General features: G+C 42.1%; 22 protein-coding genes. 10 read left to right on the top strand and 12 right to left on the bottom strand.

All coding sequences use genetic code 11. The features are described 5' to 3' along the window. Nucleotides 1–2 precede the first annotated feature (2 nt). From AACW90_RS07470 to tldD, 9 genes are all read left to right on the top strand, one after another. The gene (locus tag AACW90_RS07470; RefSeq protein WP_390232792.1) at nucleotides 3–4481 is read left to right on the top strand and encodes a DUF6701 domain-containing protein; all 4479 of its coding nucleotides are present in this window, start codon (nucleotides 3–5) and stop codon (nucleotides 4479–4481) included. Between the two features lie 149 nt (nucleotides 4482–4630). Next, entirely contained in the window at nucleotides 4631–5674 is a 1044-nt protein-coding gene (locus AACW90_RS07465; protein WP_195704466.1) for a rod shape-determining protein, read from the top strand. Between the two features lie 33 nt (nucleotides 5675–5707). Next, a complete protein-coding gene (gene mreC, locus AACW90_RS07460) occupies nucleotides 5708–6613 on the top strand; it encodes a rod shape-determining protein MreC (protein ID WP_390232789.1) in 906 nt (301 codons plus the stop codon). Next, nucleotides 6603–7091: a rod shape-determining protein MreD gene (gene mreD / locus AACW90_RS07455; protein WP_390232787.1), complete on the top strand. Its 489-nt coding sequence runs from the start codon at nucleotides 6603–6605 to the stop codon at nucleotides 7089–7091. Before mreC ends, mreD begins: the two co-directional genes overlap by 11 nt. Before the next feature lie 31 nt (nucleotides 7092–7122). After that, complete coding sequence (locus AACW90_RS07450; protein WP_390232900.1) at nucleotides 7123–7692, top strand: Maf family protein; 570 nt, start codon at nucleotides 7123–7125, stop codon at nucleotides 7690–7692. An 18-nt stretch (nucleotides 7693–7710) separates the two neighbouring features. Further along, nucleotides 7711–9180, top strand: a complete 1470-nt coding sequence (gene rng, locus AACW90_RS07445) for a ribonuclease G (protein ID WP_390232785.1) — start codon at nucleotides 7711–7713, stop codon at nucleotides 9178–9180. Nucleotides 9181–9190: 10 nt separating this feature from the next. Beyond that, complete coding sequence (locus tag AACW90_RS07440; RefSeq protein ID WP_390232783.1) at nucleotides 9191–13069, top strand: YhdP family protein; 3879 nt, start codon at nucleotides 9191–9193, stop codon at nucleotides 13067–13069. Further along, a complete protein-coding gene (locus tag AACW90_RS07435; protein ID WP_390232781.1) occupies nucleotides 13070–13891 on the top strand; it encodes a carbon-nitrogen hydrolase family protein in 822 nt (273 codons plus the stop codon). Nucleotides 13892–13900: 9 nt separating this feature from the next. Continuing rightward, nucleotides 13901–15346: a metalloprotease TldD gene (gene tldD, locus AACW90_RS07430; RefSeq protein ID WP_390232779.1), complete on the top strand. Its 1446-nt coding sequence runs from the start codon at nucleotides 13901–13903 to the stop codon at nucleotides 15344–15346. A gap of 73 nt (nucleotides 15347–15419) precedes the next feature. On the opposite strand, the gene yjgA is transcribed toward tldD, so the two are convergent. Continuing rightward, nucleotides 15420–15956 (bottom strand): ribosome biogenesis factor YjgA, encoded by a 537-nt coding sequence (yjgA, locus tag AACW90_RS07425; RefSeq protein ID WP_390232776.1) that lies wholly within the window; start codon nucleotides 15954–15956, stop codon nucleotides 15420–15422. A gap of 116 nt (nucleotides 15957–16072) precedes the next feature. Between yjgA and pmbA the strand changes: the two genes are divergently transcribed. Beyond that, a complete protein-coding gene (gene pmbA / locus AACW90_RS07420; RefSeq protein WP_390232775.1) occupies nucleotides 16073–17416 on the top strand; it encodes a metalloprotease PmbA in 1344 nt (447 codons plus the stop codon). Nucleotides 17417–17512: 96 nt separating this feature from the next. Here the strand turns inward: pmbA and mgtE are convergent, their stop codons facing one another. The 11 genes from mgtE to kdsD form a co-directional block, all read right to left on the bottom strand. Continuing rightward, nucleotides 17513–18880 carry a magnesium transporter gene (gene mgtE / locus AACW90_RS07415; protein ID WP_275134931.1) on the bottom strand — a complete coding sequence of 456 codons (1368 nt, stop codon included), beginning with the start codon at nucleotides 18878–18880 and terminating at the stop codon, nucleotides 17513–17515. A 133-nt stretch (nucleotides 18881–19013) separates the two neighbouring features. After that, nucleotides 19014–19295 carry an HPr family phosphocarrier protein gene (locus AACW90_RS07410; protein ID WP_390232773.1) on the bottom strand — a complete coding sequence of 94 codons (282 nt, stop codon included), beginning with the start codon at nucleotides 19293–19295 and terminating at the stop codon, nucleotides 19014–19016. 4 nt (nucleotides 19296–19299) lie between these two features. Continuing rightward, complete coding sequence (rapZ, locus tag AACW90_RS07405; RefSeq protein WP_275134929.1) at nucleotides 19300–20190, bottom strand: RNase adapter RapZ; 891 nt, start codon at nucleotides 20188–20190, stop codon at nucleotides 19300–19302. Beyond that, a complete protein-coding gene (gene ptsN / locus AACW90_RS07400; RefSeq protein ID WP_195704453.1) occupies nucleotides 20187–20636 on the bottom strand; it encodes a PTS IIA-like nitrogen regulatory protein PtsN in 450 nt (149 codons plus the stop codon). The genes rapZ and ptsN overlap by 4 nt, the downstream gene beginning before the upstream one ends. 2 nt (nucleotides 20637–20638) lie before the next feature. Further along, nucleotides 20639–20926: a ribosome hibernation promoting factor gene (gene hpf, locus AACW90_RS07395; RefSeq protein ID WP_195704452.1), complete on the bottom strand. Its 288-nt coding sequence runs from the start codon at nucleotides 20924–20926 to the stop codon at nucleotides 20639–20641. Nucleotides 20927–20948: 22 nt separating this feature from the next. Continuing rightward, a complete protein-coding gene (locus tag AACW90_RS07390) occupies nucleotides 20949–22421 on the bottom strand; it encodes an RNA polymerase factor sigma-54 (protein ID WP_390232770.1) in 1473 nt (490 codons plus the stop codon). Nucleotides 22422–22499: 78 nt separating this feature from the next. After that, nucleotides 22500–23225, bottom strand: coding sequence for an LPS export ABC transporter ATP-binding protein (gene lptB, locus AACW90_RS07385; protein WP_195704450.1), 726 nt, complete (start codon nucleotides 23223–23225; stop codon nucleotides 22500–22502). A 1-nt stretch (nucleotide 23226) separates the two neighbouring features. Continuing rightward, nucleotides 23227–23724: a lipopolysaccharide transport periplasmic protein LptA gene (gene lptA, locus AACW90_RS07380; protein WP_390232768.1), complete on the bottom strand. Its 498-nt coding sequence runs from the start codon at nucleotides 23722–23724 to the stop codon at nucleotides 23227–23229. Then, nucleotides 23705–24268: an LPS export ABC transporter periplasmic protein LptC gene (gene lptC / locus AACW90_RS07375; protein ID WP_390232766.1), complete on the bottom strand. Its 564-nt coding sequence runs from the start codon at nucleotides 24266–24268 to the stop codon at nucleotides 23705–23707. Before lptC ends, lptA begins: the two co-directional genes overlap by 20 nt. After that, nucleotides 24265–24828 (bottom strand): 3-deoxy-manno-octulosonate-8-phosphatase KdsC, encoded by a 564-nt coding sequence (gene kdsC, locus AACW90_RS07370; protein WP_390232898.1) that lies wholly within the window; start codon nucleotides 24826–24828, stop codon nucleotides 24265–24267. The genes lptC and kdsC overlap by 4 nt, the downstream gene beginning before the upstream one ends. 8 nt (nucleotides 24829–24836) lie before the next feature. Then, complete coding sequence (gene kdsD / locus AACW90_RS07365) at nucleotides 24837–25805, bottom strand: arabinose-5-phosphate isomerase KdsD (RefSeq protein ID WP_390232764.1); 969 nt, start codon at nucleotides 25803–25805, stop codon at nucleotides 24837–24839. Between the last annotated feature and the right edge of the window lie 15 nt (nucleotides 25806–25820).

The following is a 25820-nucleotide window of genomic DNA, read 5'->3' as shown; positions in this document are numbered from 1 at the left end:
ATATGAAGTTCTATCTTGCGATATCTTTGTTTTTATTCTCATCTGTTACTTGGGGGTTTGACCCTGGACCTGCGAATAGTGCGAGCTGCTCAGTAAAAGGTCAGTCTGATTTTACTATTTATTTTGATCTGTATGGGGCTTTCTATGAGCAAGGTGTAGAAATACAACAACCCGGTAACCATGAAGATTTTTGGGTACTAAGTACAAGTCAGCCTCGTTCGTCTGGAGAGACGGCAGAAATGTACGATACTGATTTGTATCGAAACGCGGGTACATTTCAGGAGCAATATAACGCTGCTATTTCATATAATGCGGCAACGAATCAATTAAATTATTATCGTAAATCAACGAATACCAACAACTGGGGAGCGCCGCTAGACAGCAGTACAAGAGTTATAAAAAATGGCAATATAGATGTCGTTGGGGAAATATATGATACCGCGAGTTTTAGTTGTGAAGATTCACTGCCTAGTTTTGGTCGGCAGTATAGCGATGATGCTGTATTTGAATTTGGAGTAGCAAGTTGTAATGGTGGTAGCTGTAATATTAGTTTTGACATGACATTCGATATTGTGCCGCTTGTGTTTGTTATGCCAACGATTGATCCAAATATGGGGGATTCGGATGCTCCCGCTACATTATCGGTTACCTCGGTGACTAAAACTGGGGCAAGTATCATTCAAGAGGTCCCACCATCATTCAATGGCTCTAATTCTACTGCGATGACCTCAATAAGCTTCCTCGTTATCGAACCAGGTGTCGCGTATTTTGATGGGAATAAGGTCTATGCAGATTATGCGGATATCAGCAGCGTAAGTACAAGCTCTTCAGTTAGTACAACAAACGTCGCCTTCTCTCAAATTCCAAGCTTTTCAGGTTTTTCGTCGACACCGGTAGTCTTAGGTCAGGTTCAAAGCAGAAATAATGACGATAAGTGGATAACCACCGCCATCGAAAATATAGGTCGAACGAATGTGAATTTAGGCCTCGAATTATCGCGTTCGTCCGTTTCGAATTACACTTACAACTCAGAAAAAATCGCCTTTCTCGCCACCGAAGAATTTCAGGGAACTATCGACTCATATTCAGTCGCTTTTAATAACGCGAGTTCTACCCTAGATACGCTTAGAAGTAATTCAAGGGCGCCAATAGCAGATAGTTGTATTGATTATACAACCACACCAGTAGGTACCCTGACGGGAATAGTGGCAAACAAACAAACGAGAGCGGGCAGTGATGGTGGATGGCTTCGTCGCTGCGATATCAATGGTAATCAGGCGAGTTTTGCTATAGACGAGGATACGAATAACTCGCGAGCTCGAGCTCATGTTTCTGAACAAGTAGGTTATTTTGCTTTTTATCAAGAGATGCCTGAAATCGGCACTTGCCAATATTTCCCTGCACCAGCTCAATCTTGGTATGCAAAAGGAACGGCCCCTAATACCGACGATCGCTTAATGATGACTAACCCTAAAAACGATGATTATCACATTAGCGGTTGGCCAGCGACCTACGTGTACCAAAACTCGAATGACAATAAATACTATGTAAATACGGCGTTTGATGAAGTGTCTGATTTATCATACTCAACGAGTTATAGCTGTGATGCGGGGTATTGTGTCAGCGGACTTGATAGTGTGAACAAAGTTGAGGTTGACCTTGAAATAAGCAATACCTTTCCAAGTGGCAACCTGACTATTGAGGGGCATAACGGTAATAATAGTAATAGTTATAAAAGAGTTTGTGAAGCTGGTAGCGAATATTGTAGTTATGATAAAAGTGGTCAAAATATAACCATTCAAATCTTAAAAGGAATGGACAATTTAAACATTACCAACTTGAATAAAGAGACATTCACGATAGTTTTTCCTGCTAAAGATGATTTTAGAATTCGAAAATATGAGGTAAATGACTTTCCTGTTACAACCGTATTTTCTAGTGATGGGAATTATACGTTTGACTATTTTCGAATCAATACTGCCGGAAATACAATAAAAACAGGAGCGGATACAAAGATATACATACGTACGGATATGTCCTTTAATAATCCCATTGATGTCATTCAAACTGGACTCCCTGATGATGTAGCAATACTTGGTCCTAATGCAGCGATGAACATTAAAGTGAGTAATGGCAGTCAATTAAAAGCCAAAATTCTTGCTCGAACACTGCTATTAGAGAACTCAGTTTTAGAAGGCGCAGCGACGGCGAAACGACTGTCTTTAAGTCAAGCTGGCGCAAAAATAATAGGCAACAGCAGCTGTTTTGATGGCTCGACACCGACCGAATACCAACTCGTTCTTGAACCAACTATTGACTACACTCTCGTATGTGATACCCAAGTATTGCGATTTGAAGTCCGAGATCAAAACGGTTTGGCCAATAGTTTTTCTGGTGAGCTTTACGCGACAGCGAGCAATGGTGGGCTACTCTCCACAGATAATGTTACTTCTGGGGTGAGTTCTGGTCGTTTCCAGATAGATAATGGTGTGTTGACCCTATACCTAACAAAGGTTAATTCTGGTGCAGTAGAGGTAATTGCAAATTTGGTTAATTATTCTGATGTCGATTCAGAAAGTGGCCTCTATCAGTTTGTTCCTTTCAGTTTTGATGCAGATATACAAAAAGTAGTGGCAGGAAAAAGCCAACAGCTTTCAATTAAGGTACTTGCATGTGATGACGGGAGCAAAATCGCGGTTGATAATTACGATAGAAAATCTGTTCCGTTCATACATTCTCTACTCTCTCCTCTAAATGGGAAATTAGGCAATCTCGATCTTAGTAATGAATCTGGCACTGGAACACCAATAGACTTTGATGCTGGGGTTGCAGAAATTGATATTACTTATTGGGAGTCAGGTAAGTCGCTGATCCAGATTTCGGATCCGAACTTTGATTGTTCTGGGCTTGATGGTTGCCCTATTGATGGGAACGGTAAGTTAAGTGGTGCTTTTGAAATTCATGCAAGACCTTGGACCTTTGCGATTTGTGATGAAAATGGGTCAGTCATGGGGGGAACTTCTAGTGGAGGGGCGGCTTATAACGCAGCAGGCGACGTTTTTTCTCTTAAGGTCATGCCTATCGTTTATATGGATAAAGCGGGAGCCGAAGAGAAGTGCAATGCAAATAGAACAACCAATTTTTTTGTCAATGACGCAGAATCTGTAACTGTTTATCTTCGAGGGGAAAAGCAAAGTCCATCAAGTGGCGTTGTAGGGACAGGTTCAGCTATGATTGTTAAAAATGATCAAGGTGATATCGTTAGTTCAGGTGAGAGTAAGTTACACACAGACAACAGCGGCACTGTCGAGGCACCATTTTATCTCTTTAATAATCTTTATTGGAATGAGGTCGGTAGCTTAATGATATCGGCTGATATTGATGACATAAGTAATAGTAATTCAAGTCGTTATTTAGATATGGTCATCGATACAGGAACTAGAGAAATTGGTCGTTTTTACCCTCATCACCTGACGATCATTGAAGACAGCGACACTCTGTGGGATTACGCCGATGGGCATAATGATTTTGCGTATATGGGGCAGAATATAGGACATAGTTTCATTGTCCAAGCCGAAAGCAGCCAAGATGACAGCGGTGGGAACGCGTTAATCACCACTAACTACGGTCTATTTACTGACGATAATATTGTCACGGTTACCTATAAAGCCACAGCCAACATCCCAAATAATAATGAAAGTGATAATTGGGTTAACATTGAGTCTACTCGTATCTTACCAAGAGATCTTGAATGGATACCTTCAAATTGGGGGAATAATACGGGCCAAATAATGGTTGGAATGAGTGATTTTATTGTGGTAAAAAATGGCTCGACATTGGACGGACCATTTAAAAGCAATAATTCTAAATTTGGATTAATCTCAAGCAAAATTGACGGTGTGGATTTTGAGTCTTTAGATTTTGATTCTAATCTAGATGGTGAGTTATCAGGCCAGCGTTTTTCAATTCGACCTGACTTTAGATATGGCCGTATGGTGCTCAGTGACGTTGGTGGCAATCAAGGTACAAACATCTCGATTCCTTTAAAAGTAGAATATTGGGATGGAGATCAATTTGTAGTAAATAAAGACGATAGCGGAAGCGAACTTAATTCTGATGAGAATTGCAGGCAATCTATTTGGTCAGAGGTGGGCAGCAACACTAATGTGTCATTAGAACTAAATACAACGCCGTCAACAAATGAAGGCTCAGTCTCTGAGGGGCAATATACCAAATTGTTCGCAAAACAGGGAACCAGTCGACGTGAGCAGTTTAAAATATGGTTGCGCCAAGGTAGCAATAAAACCTCGGACAGTGATGTGAGTTGCAGTAGCAACTACGTTGACCAACCTTGGTTACAATATTTCTGGAATGATCCAGCCGAAGAGGAGGAAGATCCATCCGCGATCGTCACATTTGGTATTTATCGAGGAAATGACAGAGTCATCTTCAGAGGTGAAAACCGATTTACAGGCCAATAAAGGGTAGAAAAATCGGGGTTTTGTCAGAAGGTTGTAAGAAAAAGCGAGATTAACCCCATGTTTGTGTAGCAATGCCTTGCTGTAATGGCCGTGCATTGGTACATTTAGTGCAATTTTGTCTTCTAATATTATGCAAATGAGCGAAGAATATGTTTAAGAAACTTCGTGGTATGTTTTCAAATGACCTATCAATTGATCTAGGTACCGCAAACACTCTAATTTATGTTAAAGGACAAGGTATTGTTCTTGATGAACCATCAGTAGTTGCTATTAGCCAAAAACGCGCTGGAACAGCGAAAAGCGTTGCGGCAGTAGGACACGAAGCAAAGCAGATGCTTGGCCGTACTCCGGGCTCGATTTCTGCTATTCGTCCTATGAAAGATGGTGTAATTGCTGATTTCTATGTAACCGAGAAAATGTTACAGCACTTTATCAAGCAAGTGCATGATAATAGTTTCCTAAAGCCGAGCCCTCGAGTCTTGGTTTGTGTACCTTGTGGTTCAACGCAAGTCGAGCGTCGTGCTATTAAAGAGTCCGCACACGGTGCTGGTGCTCGTGAAGTGTATCTGATTGATGAACCAATGGCAGCCGCGATTGGTGCTGGGCTTCGTGTATCAGAACCAACGGGCTCTATGGTCATCGATATTGGTGGCGGAACAACGGAAGTTGCTGTTATCTCTTTGAATGATGTTGTTTACTCTTCATCTGTTCGTATTGGTGGTGACCGCTTTGATGAGTCGATCATCAATTACGTGCGCCGTAATTACGGCAGTTTGATTGGTGAAGCAACGGCAGAAAAGATTAAGCACGGTATCGGTTCAGCTTACCCTGGCGATGACGTAGCTGAAATTGAAGTTCGTGGTCGTAACCTCGCTGAAGGTGTACCTCGTAGCTTTACGCTTAATTCAAACGAGATTTTAGAAGCGTTGCAAGAGCCATTAACAGGGATTGTTTCTGCTGTTATGGTTGCTCTTGAGCAGTGTCCACCAGAGTTGGCCGCTGATATCTCTGAAAATGGCATGGTGTTAACAGGTGGTGGTGCGTTATTGAAAGATATCGACCGTCTCTTGATGGAAGAGACAGGTATACCTGTTGTTATTGCTGAAGACCCACTTACTTGTGTTGCTCGTGGTGGAGGTAAAGCATTAGAAATGATCGATATGCATGGAGGCGATCTCTTCAGTGAAGAGTAATTCCATTTATCCAGTACGAGTGGGTGAAATGGAATGAAACCAATTTTCGGCAGAGGACCTTCTCTGCAGTTGCGCCTATTTTTCGCAATATCTCTATCAGCTAGCTTAATGCTGGCTGATAGTCGTCTTGACGCTTTTTCAAGTGTTCGTTATATCCTCAATAGTGTTGTTGCTCCTATTCAATATGCCGCAAATTTACCTCGAACTATGTTTGATGGGTTATATGAGCGACTAAATTCTCGTCAGGAACTTATCGTAAGTAATTCCTCATTAAAAAGAGAAGTATTGTTACTGAAAAGTGATTTGAGTTTATTAAAACAGTACCAAGAAGAAAATAAACGTCTACGTGAGCTATTAGGCTCTCCATTTATTCGTGATGAAAAGAAGGTCGTTACAGAGGTAATGGCTGTCGATTCATCACCCTATCGGCATCAAGTTGTGATCGATAAAGGTCATACAGATGGTGTATATGTTGGGCAACCAGTTATAAATGAAAATGGTATTGTCGGTCAGGTAACCTTTGTTGCCGCGCATAATTCTAGAGTACTTCTTCTTGTCGATTCAAATAATTCAATTCCTGTTCAAGTCGTTCGCAATGATCTGAGAGTCATCGCTGCTGGTAGTGGTGATATTGAGTCGATTCAACTAGAACATATTTCGCTTAGTACTGATATTCAAGTTGGTGACTTATTGGTGACCTCTGGGCTCGGTGGGTTATACCCAGAAGGGTACCCGGTTGGATATGTATCAAAGGTCGACAATGATAATAGCCGTCAGTTCGCGCAAATTGAGGCGAATCCGGTTGTAGAATTTGACCGATTAAGATATTTGTTGCTCATTTGGCCGAATGAAAATAGGCAGCAACAAGCTATTTCGTCCGATGGTGAAATTGAGTCAGAAGAGAGCCAAGAACTAAGTGGAGACTCGAATGGCCAATAGCATCTTTCGTGGAAGATTAGTCGTTTGGGCGACATTTTTGATCGCTCTAATATTACAAACCATTCCTTGGCCTGGTGGCCTAGATCTTTTCAGACCATCTTGGTTACTTCTCGTTACTTGTTATTGGGTGCTTGCTCTGCCGCATAGAGTTAATGTAGGTACTGGGCTTGTTCTAGGTTTAACCTGGGATCTGTTACTCGGTTCAACCTTAGGTATCCGTGGCATTGTTATGTCATTTACTGTATTTTTGGTCGCCGCAAATTTCTTAGTGATTCGTAATATGGCGCTTTGGCAACAGGCAATATTTATTGGCGCGATAAGTGTTTTAGCAAAGCTATGGGAGTTTGGTGGGGAATTTCTTATCCAAGATGTTGTTTTTAATCCTATGTCACTATGGGCTGGATTAATTAACTGTATCCTTTGGCCTTGGCTATTTATGTTACTAAGAAGAGTCCGACGCCATTGGCATATTAGATAATAGCGATGGATAGTTAAAACAATAAACATTGATAGGCGATAAGATGGATCTCTATTTGGCATCGGGTTCTCCGCGAAGAAAAGAGCTTTTGCAACAGGCGGGTTATCGTTTTAGCATCGTTAAGCCGGATGTAGTTGAATGCAAGGGTGTAGACGAATCTCCCTCTGACTATGTGTTGAGACTTGCTTACGAGAAATCCGTGAAAGGGTTTGCGATGGCCAACCCAAATGCAACAGTATTGGGTTCGGATACGGTCGTGGTATTACAAGATAGAGTACTGGAAAAACCCGTTGATTTTCAAGACTCCAGAAGAATGCTACAAGCGTTATCTGGACAACGACATCAAGTTTTAACGGCGATTTGTGTAATCAATAGAGATAAATTTCTATCTAAGTTGGTGACAACAGATGTATGGTTTAAGCCTCTGAATGAAGAAGAAATAAGCCAGTATTGGCAATCAGGCGAACCGTGCGATAAAGCTGGTAGTTATGGTATACAAGGTTTAGGTGGGCGATTTGTCTCACGTATTGAAGGAAGCTACTACGCAGTAGTAGGTTTGCCTCTATTTGAAACCGATCAGCTCTTGCAAGAATTTTTATAAGCTTAATGAGGTACTCTCATGAGTGCAGAGTTGTTGATAAACGTTACCCCAAGTGAAACAAGGGTAGCAATGATTGAAGGTGGTATCCTTCAAGAAGTCCATATCGAGCGAGAAGCACGCCGTGGAATCGTTGGAAATATCTATAAAGGTCGTGTATCTCGGGTTTTACCGGGAATGCAGGCTGCTTTTGTGGATATAGGTTTAGAAAAAGCGGCTTTTTTACATGCCTCCGATATTGTTCCTCATACGGAATGTGTCGCTGAAAATGAGAAGAAGCAGTTTCAAGTTCGAGATATTTCGGAGTTGGTTCGTCAAGGGCAAGATATTGTGGTTCAGGTTGTCAAGGACCCTCTAGGTACCAAAGGTGCTAGGCTTACGACTGACATTACCCTCCCTTCTCGATATCTTGTCTTTATGCCTGGCGCAAGTCATGTTGGGGTTTCTCAGCGAATTGATAGTGAAGAAGAAAGAGATCGTCTAAAAAGAACCGTTGCCGAATATTGCGATGAAGATGGTGGCTTTATTATTCGAACAGCCGCTGAGGGTGCCGATGAAAAAGAACTTGCTCAGGATGCTATTTTTCTAAAACGACTTTGGAAAAAAGTGGGTGAAAGAAGAGCAAAATATAAAACAAGATCTACGTTATATGGTGAATTAGGTTTAGCTCAGCGTATTTTACGTGATTTTGTAGGCACAGAATTAGCGAGAATTCAGGTCGACTCTAGATTGGTATTTGAAACGCTAAAAGAGTTCACTTCTGAATTTGTTCCCGAGCTTACGGTTAAGTTAGAACTTTATGAAGGTGACAAGCCCATTTTCGATATGTTCGATGCAGAGAATGAGATTCAACGCTCTTTAGACCGTAAAGTTGAGTTAAAATCTGGTGGCTATCTGATCATTGACCAAACGGAAGCAATGACTACCGTCGACATTAATACCGGTGCATTTGTTGGCCGTAGAAACCTTGAAGAAACCATATTCAATACTAACATTGAAGCAACGCAAGCTATCGCTCGTCAATTAAGATTAAGAAATTTAGGTGGTATTATAATTATCGATTTTATCGATATGATGGCTGAAGATCACCGTTCTCGAGTTGCGACGTCGCTAGAACAAGCGCTGGCCGTTGATAGAGTGAAAACAAATATTAATGGTTTCACAAGTTTGGGACTGGTTGAAATGACCAGAAAGCGAACCAGAGAAAGCATTGAGCATGTCCTTTGTTCCAAATGCCCTACGTGTGAAGGCCGTGGTTCGGTAAAAACCGTAGAGACAGTATGTTATGAAGTATTACGTGAAATAACACGTGTTAACCGCGCTTATGAAGCAGATAAGTTCGTGGTTTATGCATCACCGGCAGTAGCGGAAACGCTAGAAGGTGAAGAGTCACATGCTCTAGCTGAACTGGAAGTCTTTATTGGTAAACAGGTCAAAATTCAGGTTGAACATCTTTATATTCAGGAACAGTTCGACGTCGTTATGATGTAATGGAGTATTTGTGACTTCATTTGCTGCCCGAAGCGGGCGATTAGTAATGTGGATAATTGTAACAGTCATGGTTTCTTTGGCCATTGCTGTTACTGCGTTGCGCGTTTCCCTACCAAGACTCGATAATTATAAAGCCGAGATTTCACAATTAGTCGGTGACATTACCGGCATTCCTTTTACTATCGGAGAAGTAAAGGGATATTGGCGAAATACCCATCCCTCAATATCTCTTAAAGAACTTGCTGTTGAAGGTATCTCTAAAGAGGGGATTACTTTTGATATCAACACAGTGGAGCTGGAGTTCGATCTAATCCAATCCATTATGACACTTGAGCCCAAAGTTGCCTCTTTGAATGTTAAAGAGCTTCATCTTGATATCAGTAGCATTAATTTCTTTCAAACCGATGACGAAAAGCCAACAACCAGCGAAATAGAGAGCCAAAGCCTAACGGTGGTGGAACAGATTGAAAGATTGTTTTTTCGCCAACTGAAAGACTTCAATTTACTTGATTCTAAGATCGTTTACCAAACCTATGATGGTAACCAACGTGCTTTGGATATTGAGCAACTAAAATGGCGAAATAGAGGCAGTAATCATAAACTTGAAGGTTCTATAAGTGTTGTTGGAAGCCAGATCAACAGCCTAGCCGTAAAAGCGGATTTTAAAGATAACGGTTCCGTAAGAGATCTTTCTGGCGATTTTTATCTTCAGGCTAACAATATTCGTGTGACACCTTGGCTGACCTCTGAATGGATAAAACAGACGGGAATTGAAAGCGGGCGAATCAATTTTAATAGCTGGTTTACTGTTGAAAGTAACCAACCAGTTGATGCCTATGTTGAACTTCTACCTTCAGAATTAGTTTGGAAAAAAGAAAGTGAACACCTGCTGCAAATAGAAGAGGGCATATTTAAATTGGTCCCTCTAACCGACAACGATGGATGGCAAGTCAGTGGTCATTCACTTCGTGTGAGAAGCAATGAATATGACTGGCCTAGCATCGACCTCGCCTTTAAATGGACACCAGATACGTGGACGCTTAATGCTTCTCAAATTGAGATAGCATCATTGAGGCCACTCGCACACTTAGCACCTGATTCTACTAACATTAGTCAATGGTTGGACAGATTAGACCCTCATGGACTGATAGAAGATATACGTGTGTCTCAATCTAATAACGAGTCTATCTCCTATTCGGCAATGATTTCTGGTGCAGGTATTAAACAATGGGATCTATTACCAGAGGTTCATGATCTAAACGCCAAGGTATCGGGTAATGGTACAAAGCTATCAGCCTATGCCACATTGGTTGATGATGTTCTTCCCTATGGGGATGTTTTTCAGGCTCCACTTCGAATTAAAAATGGTGAAATAGCGCTGGTCTGGGAGTTAGACGACGATGGTTGGCGATTATGGGCAGACAAAATTACCGTTGCGACGCCGGATCTTCAAGCTCAAGGCGCTTTCAGAATCGATTTTCCTAACGAACAACCTGCGTTTCTTGCGCTATACGCTGAAGCTGATGTGTATAACGCAGGTGAAACATGGCGTTATCTGCCAACAAGGGCTCTAGGGCAAGGTTTAACAGATTACCTTTCAACAGCGATACAAGGTGGTAATGCGGAAAACGCTAGGATCATCTGGTATGGCCCACTCAATACGTTTCCATACCAGCAAAACGATGGCGTGTTTCAAGCGGAGGTTGGCTTGAATGACACTAAATTTAGCTTTGATACACGTTGGCCAACCATTACCGATATGCAGCTGAATTTGCTGTTTGAAAATGAATCCATGTATTTGGATTCGCGCTCTGCAACATTAAACGATGTGAAAGCGGAGAGAGTGACTGGTCAGATAGCGTACCTAGGCCCTAATGGCGCAATTGAAATAAAAGCGAAAGCGTCTGGTAAGGGACCTGCGGTGCGTGATTACATGATGGCGACACCATTAGTTAATTCTGTCGGTGCGGCTTTGACTGCCATTCGAGTTAAGGGCGATATTACCTCTGAGTTCCAATTGAATATCCCATTTGATACCAAGCGTGAATCCCGAGCTTGGGGATATGCAGACTTAGTGGGTAATCACATTAATATTGAATCACCACCAATGGAGTTAGAACAGGCGAAAGGTCGCATAAATTTTGATAATGATATAGTCCAAGCATCAGGGTTATCGGCAAAGTTACTCAAGCAGCCAATTTCATTGGATTTTAAAGGGGAAAACTTAGAGTCGTCATATTCTGTTGGTATTGATATTTTAGGGGACTGGGAGATAGAACCACTAGCGCCTTACATTGGCAATGTTTGGACGGATAAAGTGCAAGGGCATGCACCATGGAATATGGATATAGATCTTCAGCTTAATGACGTCGGTTTTACCTATCAAATCGGAACGTCTGCCAACTTGGAATATATATCAAGTCAATACCCACTTCCATTAGCCAAAACCCTAGGAAAAAAAAGCAAGTTGCAGATGCAAGCGTCGGGAAATCAAGAAATGATTTCAGCTCGTTTGCAACTGCCTAATGTTAAATACCAAGCTGAGATCGACATCACGGGCTCTAAACCTGTACTAGAAGCAACAAACCTACTTGTCGGTAAAGGTGGGTTTAAAGTCAGCCCAGTTGTGGGCCATGATTTGGTGATAAGAACCTCAGATTTTAACTTAGATGATTGGTTGTCTCTGGCAAATGAGCAAGAAACAACGACCCAAAAGTCGCGTTTAAGCAAGATGAACACCCCCGCAATTCCTATGCCTTTAAGGGTAAACATATCAGCAGACAATCTTACGTTTGCCTCTCTTGATTGGCATAAGGTTAATTTTAGTGCGCGGAAAAAGAATCTGTCTTGGATTTTTAACGTGGACAGTTCTGAAGCAAAAGGGCAAGCAAACTATCTTGAGCCTTATGATTTGACAGTGGCGCTTGAAAGACTACATATATACGCCCCCTTCTGGGACGATGAGTCTTCTATAAACCCCGTTTATCAGACGGATACTGAACATCCGCTTATCAGCGAGTTTGACCGAAGCTTCCATCGGTTAATGCCGAATCTAACGTTAAATATAAAAGATTTTTGGTTGCAAGGTTATAAAGTTGGAACGGTAAACGTTGATCTTCAGCGGCAGGGAGAGCGTTTAAATTGGAAAAATATTGATATCAACAGTGGGACTAACCATATTAAAGCGAACGGTTGGTGGGAACTGAATAAAAACAATAGCCAGTCCAGTATGGCTCTGGTTATGGAAGGTGAAAATAATACAGAGTTAATGGACAGGTTTGGCATTAGCTCAGGCATACAAAAAGCGCCTTTCGAAATGTCATCACAGCTGTCTTGGTTGGGAGCTCCATGGTCATTACAAGTCGATACGCTTAATGGAGAGATGAATGCGAAGTTGGGCAAAGGGATAATATCCGATGTAAATGGAGCGGCGAAATTACTAGGAATGTTCAGTTTAGATTCTATTATTAGAAAGATGCAGCTCGATTTTACCGATGTATTCGATAATGGTTTAGCGTTCAATAGCATTACCGGTTCAGGTAAAATGGAGAAAGGAATATTTGTTACCAATAATATTGAAATGGACGCTACTGCAGGTGAAATGACGATACGTGGTATGGCTGACCTGAACGCAAACCGCGTTGATGCAGAAGTTGAATTCACACCTGATTTAACCTCGGGTATTCCCGTATTGACCGCTTTTGCTGTTGCTCCTCAAACGGCTATTGTTGTATTTGCAATTTCGACGGTGATTTCTCCTGTTGTGGATGTATTTACCAAGATACGTTATCAAGTTGTCGGTTCTCTAGATTCCCCTGAAGTAAAAGAGCTGTCTCGAAGTAAAGGAGCATATACGCTACCGAATACAAAGAGTAAGGAAGGTAAATAGATGAATAGTGTTGGTGTAGTTCAGATGACATCTGGGTCAGAACCATTAAAAAATCTAGCGTTTATCGATATCCAACTTAAGCAACTGGCTAAGGAGGGCGTTAAACTAGTACTTACTCCTGAAAATTGCATAGTATTTGGTTCAAAAGAAGATTATCAACACCATGCTGAGATACTAGGTTCTGGCATTATTCAAGATCAATTATCGGCAATGGCTAAGCGTTATACATTGTGGATTGTGATTGGCAGTATGCCAATCATCCGAGGTAAAAATATAAGTACAACATGCTTAGTCATCAATAGTACGGGAGAACTTGTCGCTCATTACGATAAGCTGCATATGTTCGATGCCGACGTAGAGGACAAACATGGGCGCTACCGAGAGTCTGAGATCTTTCAGCCAGGCAACCAAGTGGTTGTGGTGGATACGCCAGTCGGAAAGCTTGGGCTTGCCATCTGTTATGATATACGGTTTCCACATTTATTTTCTGAGCTTGTATCGAATGGAGCACAGATTATTTCTTTACCAGCGGCGTTTACCGCGACAACTGGTGATGCTCATTGGGAAGTATTATTAAGAGCAAGGGCGATTGAAAGCCAGTGTTGGTTTATCGCTAGTGCTCAAACTGGTCGACATCCCTGTGGCAGAGAAACATGGGGACATTCCATGATAATCTCCCCTTGGGGTAAGATAACACAACAACTTAGTAGTGAAGTCGGTGCTTTACACGAGGATATCGATCATCGTGTCACTCAATCAGTAAAAAGCAATATGCCTATACAGAAGCATGCTCGATTTCAATCACTGTTAACATCAGAATAAAGGCAACAAATGACCATTAATCGTGTAGAAAATGATTTACTCACCTCCTCTGGTTTAACCGAACAAAATATTGCGGATACGCTAGCGAGTATTGCTACGCGCCAGATTGACTATGCCGACATTTATTTTCAATCTAGTTGGCATGAATCCTTAGTATTGGAAGATCGCATTATTAAAGATGGATCATTTAATATCGACCGCGGCGTTGGGGTTAGAGCCATCACCGGAGAAAAAACAGGTTTTGCTTATTCTGATCAGATTCAGTTAGATAGCCTAATGCAAAGTGCTGTGGCTGCGAAAGGTATTGCACAGCAAGGTCAGTCTGGGCAAGTTAAAACCTTTAGTCGTACTTCTAATAGCCATAGCTATTCAGATGTCAATCCGCTAGAAAGTTTAGAAAAGCAGCAAAAAATTGATTTGCTAAAAGAACTTGATGCCTACATTCGAACCAAAGAACCTTTGGTTCAGGAAGTTTCGGTTAGCCTGAGTGGTGTCTATGAGCAAATTCTCGTGGCTGCAACGGATGGTACCTATGCCGCAGACATACGACCTTTAGTGAGACTTTCTATTAGCGTATTGGCCATTAAAGGTGACCGCAGAGAGCGTGGTAGTTCCGGTGGTGGTGGTCGTTATGGGTACGACAATTTCATTTCAGATGAAAACGGTAGGAAGGCGGCTTATACCTTTGCAGATGAAGCCATAAGGCAAGCTTTAGTTAATTTAGAAGCCGATGCAGCACCTGCTGGTGCGATGCCAGTTGTATTGGGTAGTGGTTGGCCCGGCGTATTGCTACATGAAGCGGTAGGGCATGGATTAGAAGGTGACTTTAATCGCAAAGGTTCTTCCGTATTTTCTGGTAAAATCGGGGATAAAGTTACATCAGAACTCTGCACTATTGTTGATGATGGCACCATGGTGGATCGACGTGGTTCACTAAATATTGATGATGAAGGTGTTCAAGGGCAATACAATACACTTATCGAAAATGGTGTACTTAAAGGCTATATCCAAGACAAACACAATGCTCACCTTATGGGCGTTAATCCTACGGGTAATGGGCGCAGAGAATCTTATGCGCATTTGCCAATGCCACGAATGACAAATACCTATATGTTACCAGGCGAACATACCCCAGAAGAGATTATCTCGACGGTGAAAAAAGGGATATATGCACCAAACTTTGGTGGCGGTCAGGTAGATATAACCTCAGGAAAATTTGTTTTCTCGACGTCGGAAGCCTATTTGATTGAGAATGGTAAGATTACTCGGCCTGTAAAAGGTGCGACGCTTATTGGTTCGGGTATAGAAGCGATGCAGCAAGTCTCTATGGTTGGCAATGATCTCTCTTTAGACAAAGGTGTCGGTGTGTGTGGTAAAGCAGGTCAAAGTGTACCAGTTGGCGTTGGGCAACCAACATTGAAATTAGATTCTATTACTGTTGGTGGTACGGAGTAGCGGTTACTAAATGGTGTAGATGAAAGGTTAATTTGGACTAGCAGCTATGCTAGTCCAGTTATTGATTGTGGAATTATTCTGATGTTTCCTTTAATTCCTTCAATTCTTTGAGTACCTGAAAGATCTCTCTGTAGGCTTTTGGTGGTTTATTCGCTTTCTTTTCTCGGTTTGCTTGTAAGTAAAGTTGGCGCATACGCTGCCTATCAGCGCTAGGGTAAGTTTCTATTATCTCATTGAGGACAACGTCGCCTTGCTCCACTAAGCTGTCTCTGAGTTGCTCTAGCTTATGCAATTCAAAGGTTGCCTGAGAGTGCTTATTTAGATATTTATCCAAAGCAGCCTGTATTGGCTCAACCTCTATCGTTCGCATTAGCTTACCGATGTACTGTAACTGACGGCGTTTCGCCTCATTCTTAAAACGTTGCGCGTCAATTATTGCTATTCGTAGCAAGTCTGGAAGTGGAAATTTTTCTAACACAGAGGGTTTTAAGCCAACGAGCCCCACTCCTAGTTCTTGCAGCGCTTCCATATCATTTTTCATCTCGGTCTTACTTACCCAGATGATTTCTTCTTCTTCTTCCCATGGTGCTTTTTGGTTTTTTCTTGCCATTTTGTTAGATTCTCGCAGTTATCTAGAGAGATATGACACTATTTTAGCAAGAATTATGGGGAGAAAGTGAAAAGCTTGTTACTCTAAGCAAAGATAATCTACAAAGAACGAAAATTATGGATGTTAAACAACAGATTGCCCAGCAAAAAATAGATCTCGAACTTGCTGTTGAAAAAGCCCTTAAGCTTGCTACAGGTACGGCGGATGCCGCTGAAGTTGCTATTACCAAGACAACGGGTATTAGTGTATCGACTCGTATGTGTGAAGTTGAAAATGTTGAATTTAATAGTGACGGTGCATTAGGTATTACAGTTTACCGCGGTCAATGTAAAGGTAGTGCATCCACCTCAGATTTAAGTGAAAGAGCGATTCAACAAACGGTTGAAGCGGCGCTTGATATTGCAAGGTATACATCCGAAGACCCATTTTCTGGTCCTGCACCGAAAGAGTTGATGGTCAAAGAAATTCCAGACTTAGATCTTTTTCATCCAGACGAACCGGATCCTGATAGAGCAGCTAAAATCGCGATCGCTGCGGAAACTGCCGCGCTAGAGTACAGCGACAAGATCAAACAAAGTGATGGTGCAAGTTATGACAGTCATTATGGTTTAAAAGTTTACGGTAATAGCCATGGTTTGCTCGCCAGCTATGCTTCCAGCCGTCATAGCATTAGTTGTGTCATGATTGGTGAAGGAAAGAATGGTGTAATGGAGCGCGATTACGACTATAGCGTAGCGCGCGCCGTTGGTGATTTATGGACACCAGAAAGGGTGGGAATAAGCTCTTCAGAGAAAACTCTGGCTCGCCTAGATGCACGCAAAATTGGGACCGGTAAATATCCTATCCTATTTGCTGCCGATGCTGCTACTGGGTTAATTGGCCATTTGGTGATGGCGATTAGCGGAGGTAACTTATATCGTAAATCCTCATTTTTACTAGACGCCCTAGGAACGAAGGTTCTTCCGGATTGGTTTAGTATTGAAGAAAAACCTCATGTGCTCAAAGGATTGGCCTCTAGCCCATTTGATAGTGAAGGCGTGTTTACTCAAGACCGCTCTATTATCACTGACGGGATACTGGCTACCTACCTGTTGACGAGTTATTCTGCTCGCAAGCTAAATATGACGCCTACGGGTCATGCTGGTGGTATTCATAACTGGTATGTGAAACCGACAGGGCAAGATTTCCAACAGATGCTAAAAGAACTCGGAACAGGACTTCTCGTGACTGAGTTGATGGGGCAGGGTGTGAATGTGGTGACTGGCGATTATTCTCGTGGAGCCGCTGGGTTCTGGGTGGAAAATGGTGAGATTCAATATCCAGTATCTGAGATTACTATCGCCGGTAATCTGAAAGATATGTTTAAACAGATTGTTGCTGTGGGCTCCGACATTGAAACACGTTCTCAGATTCAAACAGGTTCAATCTTGATTGAATCGATGAAGGTGGCTGGGGAGTAGGTAGTAAGAAATTAACACATAATGCCGAGGGTTTTCACCCTAGGCATTATGTGTTCTGAATCAATATGTGACTTTAAATTAGTATGTAATTCTAACCTAAATAAATACAGTCGCTAAGCCCAAAAAGACCGACAAACCAATGACATCAGTGATGGTAGTCAGTGCCATCCCACCCGCTAATGCTGGGTCAATTTTCATTTTCTTAAGCAGTATAGGGATAGTCACACCAGCGATCCCAGCAACAATTAAATTCGTCAACATTGCAGCCGCTATGATCCCACCAAGCAACCAATCACCTTTCCAAACCACGACTATTCCGCCAATAATGAAGGCCCAAAGTAATCCGTTTAAAAAACCAATAGCCGCTTCTTTGAGTAGTAATTCTTTTTTATTACTGTCACCGATATGACCAAGTGCTAAACCTCTAATAACAAGTGCCACGGTTTGGTTTCCGGCCACCCCGCCCATAGAAGGGACTATTGTCATTAATACCGCGATAGCCGCCATCTGTTCAAGCGTGGCTTCAAACATATTGGAAACCGATGCAGCAGCGAGTGCGGCAAGTACGTTAGCACCTAACCACACGCTTCGTCGTTTCGTCGATTTAAAAACAGGGGCAAAGGTGTCTTCGTCGTCATCCATACCCGCCAAGCTCATCATTGAATGCTCAGCGTCCTCACGGATGATATCGACTACGTCATCGATGGTAATACGGCCAACAAGGTGTTGATTTTCATCGACAACAGGGGCTGACACCCAGTCACGGCGTTCGAATAAGCTCGCGACATCGGAATCACTCGTATCGACGGGAATCGCCTCATCGGCATCATCCATCACTTCACTGACTTGAACATCAGGTTGTGTGGTGATCAAAGTGGTCAGAGAAAGGTGTCCAATAAGACGGCTATCTTCATCGATGACATACAATGCATCGGTGACATCAGGGAGTTCGCCTTTCATGCGCAAATAGCGCAATACTACGTCTAGTTCAACGTCTCCACGAATAGTGGTAACGTCGGTATTCATCATCCCACCAGCGGTATCTTCAGGATAGGCAAGAGCGGTTTCTACTCGAAACCTGTCAGAGATATCCATTTGGTCCAGAATCTCTTTGGACACATTGTCAGGCAGGCTTCGAAGTACATAGGCTAAGTCATCGGTATCCATGCCTTCTGTCGCTTCTGCAAGCTTCTCAGGCGCCATTTGGGATACAAGACCATCTTTTACATCCTCATTTAGCTCATCAAGGATTTCACCATAGTCTTCAGGATCGGTTAATTGCCAAAGTACATCTCGAGATTTTCGTGGAGAGGATTCTAAAAGATGGGCAATGTCTTCTGGTTCCATGTCTTGGAGTTGACGACGGACATGGACAAAGCGACCACTATCGAGTGCATCGCTGACTTCTTGTAGGGTTTGGTGAGCTTGTTGGGCTTGATCGAGTTCTTGTTGCGGCTCCGCCATTTTCTTCCCCCGACATGAGTTAGTGATTACAATTTGTGAATAGTAACCTAATTTTACCCCTTATTTAATAAGATCTTATTACCAAGTAGGATTTTTTGAAAAATTGCAATTGATTGAGTATGAAAAGTATAGACTACTCATCTTCTTCAAATTTAGATTCGATTAACTCACACACGGCGTCTAGAGCGATGGAGGCATCGGCACCTCGGGCGGAAACAGTGACGTATTGACCTTGTGAAGACTCCAGCATGATTAAACCCATGACGCTGTCAGCTGACATTTCTTTATTTTCTTCATTACTAACTGAGATATCTGCATCGTAACTTTGGGCAAGTTCAACTAGTTTGACCGCCGCTCTCGCATGTAGGCCTAAACGATTTTGAATAAGTACTGTTTTACTGCATTTTTGAGTCAATAATCTACCCTCTGAGCTTTTCGATACTGGTATGTCTGATCTGTACTTGCTTACCTTGGGCTTTGAAATATTCACCAAGTTGTTGTGTTATAAACACAGAACGATGCTTTCCGCCAGTACAACCAATCGCCACGGTAAGATAACTTCGGTTATTCTTCTCTAAAGATGGAAGCCATTTCTGTATAAACAGTTGTATGTCTTGCTTTAACTCAGTGACAGAATGTTGAGTTTTAAGGAAATCGATTACGGGTTTATCTAAACCAGTGAATGATCTTAGCGCAGGCTCCCAGTGTGGATTGGGCAAGAAACGAACATCGAATATATAGTCAGCATCATGAGGTAAGCCATATTTAAAGCCGAAAGACTCAAATACCATAACCAGTTCTTGCCTCTCGCGGCCTAAGATTCTCATTCGAACCAGTTCACTTAAATCGTGTAGAGATTGGTCACTACTATCTATCACTAGATCAGCCTGCTCCTTTACGTACTCTAACAATACGCTTTCCTTCTCAATGGCTTGATCAAGAGAGAGCTTATCTTTACCAAGTGAAAGAGGATGAATACGCCTTGTTTCGCTGTATCGTTTTAATAGAGAGGTAGGGCTTGCACCTAAAAAGAAGAGCGTCAATTCAGTCGACTCTCTCAATTCCGTTAGTTTTTGGGTGAAAAAATCTGGATTATTTGGCAGATTTCTAATATCGATACTGACGGCGACATTTTGCCGACTGTTTTTCGTCGAATTGATAAATTGGTCGAGTAAATCTATCGGTAGGTTATCAACTGTATAATAACCTAGATCCTCAAGCACTCTTAATGCGACGCTTTTCCCTGCGCCAGATTGACCACTAATAATAACTAAGTGGGCAGTATCATCCGGTTGAGTTACACCATTCATGCGTTATTTATCATTACCTCGAAAAGCTCTTTATCGCTTTGCGCTGCTCTGAGCTGTTTTAGAACCTGTTTGTTGCTTAGGCGCTCAGCCATTGAGGAAAGCGTTTTTAGGTGCTCTTTACATTGTGCATCAGGAACAAGAAGGGCAAATAACAGATCGACGGGCTTATTATCAATAGAGTCGAACTCAATCGGTTCGCTGCACTGAACAAGAATAGCAACGGCTTCGTCCGCCGCCATCATTCTGGCGTGTGGAATGGCTATCCCGTTGCCAATTCCAGTACTACCCATTTTTTCTCGGTTGAGCATACATTCAAACAGTTCGTTTGAACTTTTTCCGGTATGTTCCGCTGCTATCTGGCTTATGAGTTCTAAAGCGCGTTTTTTGCTTGTACATTGGACGGCACTTTTAGTGCAGTCCAATGATAGTACTTGGTTAATTTGCATAGTTAATGATTATTTAGTTTTTCTTTATGTTTGTTTAACTGACGTACTAATTTATCGACTAAAGAGTCTATCGCAGCATACATGTTCTCTTCGTCTGCTGTCGCATGGATATCGCCTTGGCTGACATGTAGTGTTGCTTCTGCGATATGGTGCACTTTTTCTACGCGTAATACCACATGAACATTATTTATATGTTCGAAAAAACGCTCTAATTTTTGAAATTTAGAATTTACGTAGTCCTGCATTGAATCGGTAATCTCAACATGATGTCCTTTAATATTGATTTGCATAGACTTTCCTTATTTTCGATGCCTAGAGTAGGCGTTTACGCTGACTCGATGGGGAAATACCCAAAGATTCTCGATATTTTGCTATGGTTCGTCTTGCTACCTGTATCCCTTGGTCAGCTAACAGTGCGGCAATCTTGCTATCACTTAGTGGTTTGGCCGCGTTCTCTGCCGCGACCAGCTTCTTAATTAATGCTCGAATTGCCGTTGATGAACATTCTCCACCATTGTCGGTACTTACATGGCTTGAGAAAAAATACTTGAGTTCAAAAATACCTCTTGGAGTATGCATAAATTTCTGGGTCGTAACCCTAGATATAGTCGACTCATGCATCTCGACAGCCAAGGCAATATCGTTAAGTACCATTGGCTTCATTGCTTCTTCTCCAAATTCAAAGAAGTCCTGCTGGTGTTCAACAATACAGCGGGAAACCTTTAATAAGGTCTCATTGCGACTCTCTAAACTTTTGATTAACCATTTTGCTTCTTGCAGATTACTGCGAATAAATTGGCTATCGACACTATTGCCTTTGCCCATCGCGGCATACTGTTGATTTACTTTCAGCCTTGGAACGCTGTCTGGGTTTATCGTGACTGACCACTTGCCTTTATCTTTAAGAACAGAAACATCAGGAATGACATATTCTGTTTCATCTGGTGTGATCGAGCTACCAGGGCGAGGATCAAGCTGTTGAATCAATTGCATGACTTCGCGAAGCTGGTCTTCTTTTAGCTTACTTTCTTTTAAGATTAGTTTGTAATCGCGATTACCTAACTGGTCGATATGGTTGGTTAAGATCAGTTTTGTTTCAGCTAACCAAGGCGTACTTTCTGGATACGTGACGAGCTGAAGCAGTAAACATTCTTGAAGGTTACGAGAGGCGACGCCTAATGGGTCAAACTGTTGGACTCGTTTTAGTACCGCTTCAACTTCGTCCAATTCGACATCTTCACTACTGACGCTTTCTAGGATTTCTTCCACAGAAACGGTGAGGTACCCATAGTTATCAACAGCGTCGATGATCGCGGTTGCAATCGTTTGGTCAGTTTCTGAAAATGGTGTTAAGTCGAGTTGCCATAATAAGTAATCTTGAAGGCTTTGAGTGGTTTCACCTTGGTAAACAGGCATGTCGTCATCGAGTGCTATTCCGGTACTACCCGTGTTCGCACTATAAACGTCATCCCATGAGGCATCCATTTCTAAGTCGTCAGAAATTTCTGATTTTTCAATAACTTCAGAGCTGTCTGGAACGTCAGGTTCGCTTGATACTTCGACCGCGACCTCTGTAGACGAGTCATCTTTGGCTTTTTCATTGTTATCAGGAATCGTCGCCTCTTCAGGGCCTTCATCAACGTCGAGTAAAGGGTTAGATTCTAAAGCTTCTTGGATCTCTTGCTGCAAGTCTAAAGTCGACAGTTGCAACAAGCGAATGGCTTGCTGCAACTGGGGCGTCATAGCAAGTTGTTGGCCAAGCTTGAGTTGTAATGATGGTTTCATCCAGTATTTAGAGCCTTGTTCTTATTTTTGGCGCTTAAAATTAGACACCAAATAAATCCATTTTCTTTATTACTTTAATCATAGACGGAATTGCTCCCCGAGATAAACCTGTTTCACCTGTTCATTGTTGAGAACTTGATCTGGTGTCCCTTCTGCAATGAGGTGGCCTTGACTTACTATGTAAGCTTTCTCACATACGTCGAGTGTTTCGCGAACATTGTGATCGGTGATAAGTACACCTAAGCCTCTGTCTCGTAAATGCTCTATGATTTTTTTAATGTCAATGACGGATATCGGGTCAACCCCTGCGAATGGTTCATCTAATAAGATGAACTCCGGATTGGCGGCTAAGGCTCTGGCTATCTCAACTCGCCGACGTTCGCCTCCCGACAAAGCCATTCCCGCACTTTTTCTGATGTGTTGGATATTGAACTCATCCAACAGATCTTCCATTCTGTCTTGTCTGTCTTCACGGCTCAGTTCTTTTCGAGTTTCTAGAACCGCCATAATATTGTCTTCAACCGACAGTTTTCGAAATATGGATGCTTCTTGGGGGAGGTAGCCTATCCCCATACGTGATCGACTATGCATAGGAAGAATACTAATGTCGTTATCATCAATCATAATTCTCCCTTCATCACGTGCGACAAGTCCAACAATCATATAAAAGGAGGTTGTTTTACCGGCTCCGTTTGGGCCGAGTAGACCGACGATCTGTCCTGATTCTACGGTCAAGCTCACATCGGCAACGACTTTTCGATTCTTATAGCTCTTGGCTAAATGCTCTGCTTTTAATATTGCCATATTATTGCTTAGTCGTTTGTGTTGGTTGAAGAACGGTTTTTACTCGTTCACCTGCACCACTGTCTGCGGTGAGTTTTTGTGAGCCAATTTTGTATGTAATTTTGTTTCCCTTTATAATACTTTCATCTTGAGACAGTACGGCATCAGTAATCATTGTTAATTGGTCATCATTAACATTGTAGTAGAGCTCTTTGGATTGTCCGTTTAATGTATTCCCATCATCAGTCAACTGAGAAAATGTTGCAGGGTTGCCATAGCCCTCAATCTCTCTTAACGACCCATCTTCTGGATTACGAATGACAATAAGTTTGTCAGCATTGATGTTTATACTGCCTTGCTTGAGTTTTACATCCCCTGTAAAAGTAACGGTATTACTTTTCATATCAAGGTTCTGAGTGTCGGAGTCTATATAAATAGGCTGATCCGAATCAGACTTAAGTGCATAGGCGTGGCTTGTCGCAAGCAGACAAGCGATAAGACTAAGGTGTGAGAGTTTCATATCTACCTTGTACATGGTTGAACAGAGTGGCGATGTTTTTTCCAAAATTACCTTTCATCGCTTGTCCTTTGTTTTCAAATGTTGGGCCGACTAATAACACCGGGTTATCGGCCCAAAAATCTCTATTATCTAAGTGAATAGAAAGTCTGTCTGTTGCCATAGTATCAAAACCAGCATCAGGTAATAAATTTTTTGCTAGAACGTTATCGTATAGAGTGAGGACATGGTCCTTATCTAGAATGCCACGGTCAGCGGTGACTTCCCATTCTTGGATTTCGCCGTCTCTATAAATATAAAGAACGGGGTACTCAAATTTGGTGTCGCCACTTACCGCATAATGATCTAGATAACCAGATGTAATTCGATAGCTTCTGGTGCCAATATCGTTGTAATTTGTATTATCGACATTTCGACCGCTAAGCGCAGGTACTTCAATATCGGGGATAACCTGAATTACTTCTACGTTTCTTGCACCAAACAAGTAATAAGCTGAGTAAGCCGCTACTAAAAAAATCATGGTGTAAAGAACGCGAGAAATACTCATATGCTCAAACCTTTATGCACGTCCAATTCGTTTCTTGCTTCCAATATGAGATCGCATACCTCACGTACTGCACCATGGCCGCCCTTGATATGGGTAACGTAGTTGGCACGTTTAGCAAGTAATGGATGACCATCTGCAACACAAACTTTGAGCGCTACTTTTTCCATTACTGGCCAGTCGATAAGGTCATCGCCAATATAGCCAGTAAATTCAGGTGAGACATTAATTTTAGAACAGATATCTTGATATGCCTTTACTTTGTCATCTTGTCCTTGATAGATCAGGTTTATACCTAATGCTCTCATTCTATTCTCGACGATTTGTGATTTTCGACCAGTAATTATCGCGATTTCGATACCAGCATTCATAAGCGATTTCACACCATAGCCATCACGAGTATGGAAGGTCTTTATTTCTTCGCCTTGATTGCCCATGTAAATCAATCCGTCAGAAAATACGCCATCAACGTCACAGATGAGTAGTTTAATTTCTTTTGCAATGGCGATAATATCTTTTGATACCGAACCATAAATCGTGTCCACAAGATTGTTTTTTGACAAATCTGGCACTACATTACTCCTGCCTTTAATAAATCATGCATGTTAAGAGCCCCAACTAATATATCGTCTTCACATAACAACAAGCTGGTAATTTGTTTTGCTTGCATCATATTGACTCCTTCTACAGCAAGCATGTTCGGCGCCGCCATTGTCGGGTTCTTGGACATGACATCACCAATTTTGGTTGAGTAAACATCAACTTGTTCATCTAATAACCGTCTTAAATCACCATCTGTAAATATACCCAAGACTTTGTTGGACTGGTTAACAATGGCTGTCATACCTAATCCTTTTTGAGATATCTCGATCAGCGCATCTCTAATTAGAGCTGATTCGCTCACTTTTGGCATATTTTCGCCGGTACGCATAATATCCTTAAGCTTAAGAAGCAGTTTTCTTCCTAATGCACCGCCTGGGTGAGACAATGCAAAGTCTTCAGAGGTAAAGCCTCTAGCCTGAAGTAAAGACACCGCTAAGGCATCCCCCATGACAAGTGTAGCTGTTGTACTGCTTGTTGGCGCTTGGCCCAGTGGACACGCTTCTTCTGGCACGGTGATCTGTAGATGAATATCCGACAGGTTTGCCATGGTTGACTGGGGTTTGCCTGTCATACTAATGAGTTTTATGTTCAATCGTTTTAATACAGGAAAAAGAGACAGTAGTTCGGCAGACTCACCAGAGTTCGAGATGGCGATAACGATATCCGTCGGTTCTATCATTCCCAAATCGCCATGCGCGGCTTCACCTGGGTGAACGAAAAATGCAGAGGTGCCTGTACTCGCTAACGTTGCTGCTATCTTGTTTCCTATATGTCCAGACTTCCCCATCCCCATTACAACGACTTTGCCTTTATTGTTAAGGATCAAATCACATGCTGAGCAGAAGTCGTCATTGAAGTATTGGACTAATTGTTGAAGTCCTGCAACTTCAGTATCTAGTACCTTTTTAGCTGCACTTTTATAGTCAAACGTGGACATGTGTAAAAAAACTCC

Source organism: Vibrio frigidus, from assembly GCF_042465995.1.
Classification (GTDB): domain Bacteria; phylum Pseudomonadota; class Gammaproteobacteria; order Enterobacterales; family Vibrionaceae; genus Vibrio.
Note: the sequence above shows the minus strand (reverse complement) of the source record. Positions and strands in the feature narration are given on the sequence as shown.

Coding starts and splice junctions, on each gene's coding strand:
- lptB (WP_195704450.1), bottom strand. CDS start 23,225: ATGGCAATATTAAAAGCAGAGCATTTAGCCAAGAGCTATAAGAATCGA.
- AACW90_RS07470 (WP_390232792.1), top strand. CDS start 3: ATGAAGTTCTATCTTGCGATATCTTTGTTTTTATTCTCATCTGTTACT.
- AACW90_RS07465 (WP_195704466.1), top strand. CDS start 4,631: ATGTTTAAGAAACTTCGTGGTATGTTTTCAAATGACCTATCAATTGAT.
- AACW90_RS07435 (WP_390232781.1), top strand. CDS start 13,070: ATGAATAGTGTTGGTGTAGTTCAGATGACATCTGGGTCAGAACCATTA.
- mgtE (WP_275134931.1), bottom strand. CDS start 18,880: ATGGCGGAGCCGCAACAAGAACTCGATCAAGCCCAACAAGCTCACCAA.
- rapZ (WP_275134929.1), bottom strand. CDS start 20,190: ATGAATGGTGTAACTCAACCGGATGATACTGCCCACTTAGTTATTATT.
- AACW90_RS07390 (WP_390232770.1), bottom strand. CDS start 22,421: ATGAAACCATCATTACAACTCAAGCTTGGCCAACAACTTGCTATGACG.
- tldD (WP_390232779.1), top strand. CDS start 13,901: ATGACCATTAATCGTGTAGAAAATGATTTACTCACCTCCTCTGGTTTA.
- ptsN (WP_195704453.1), bottom strand. CDS start 20,636: ATGCAAATTAACCAAGTACTATCATTGGACTGCACTAAAAGTGCCGTC.
- kdsD (WP_390232764.1), bottom strand. CDS start 25,805: ATGTCCACGTTTGACTATAAAAGTGCAGCTAAAAAGGTACTAGATACT.
- lptA (WP_390232768.1), bottom strand. CDS start 23,724: ATGAAACTCTCACACCTTAGTCTTATCGCTTGTCTGCTTGCGACAAGC.
- mreD (WP_390232787.1), top strand. CDS start 6,603: ATGGCCAATAGCATCTTTCGTGGAAGATTAGTCGTTTGGGCGACATTT.
- yjgA (WP_390232776.1), bottom strand. CDS start 15,956: ATGGCAAGAAAAAACCAAAAAGCACCATGGGAAGAAGAAGAAGAAATC.
- hpf (WP_195704452.1), bottom strand. CDS start 20,926: ATGCAAATCAATATTAAAGGACATCATGTTGAGATTACCGATTCAATG.
- mreC (WP_390232789.1), top strand. CDS start 5,708: ATGAAACCAATTTTCGGCAGAGGACCTTCTCTGCAGTTGCGCCTATTT.
- rng (WP_390232785.1), top strand. CDS start 7,711: ATGAGTGCAGAGTTGTTGATAAACGTTACCCCAAGTGAAACAAGGGTA.
- pmbA (WP_390232775.1), top strand. CDS start 16,073: ATGGATGTTAAACAACAGATTGCCCAGCAAAAAATAGATCTCGAACTT.
- lptC (WP_390232766.1), bottom strand. CDS start 24,268: ATGAGTATTTCTCGCGTTCTTTACACCATGATTTTTTTAGTAGCGGCT.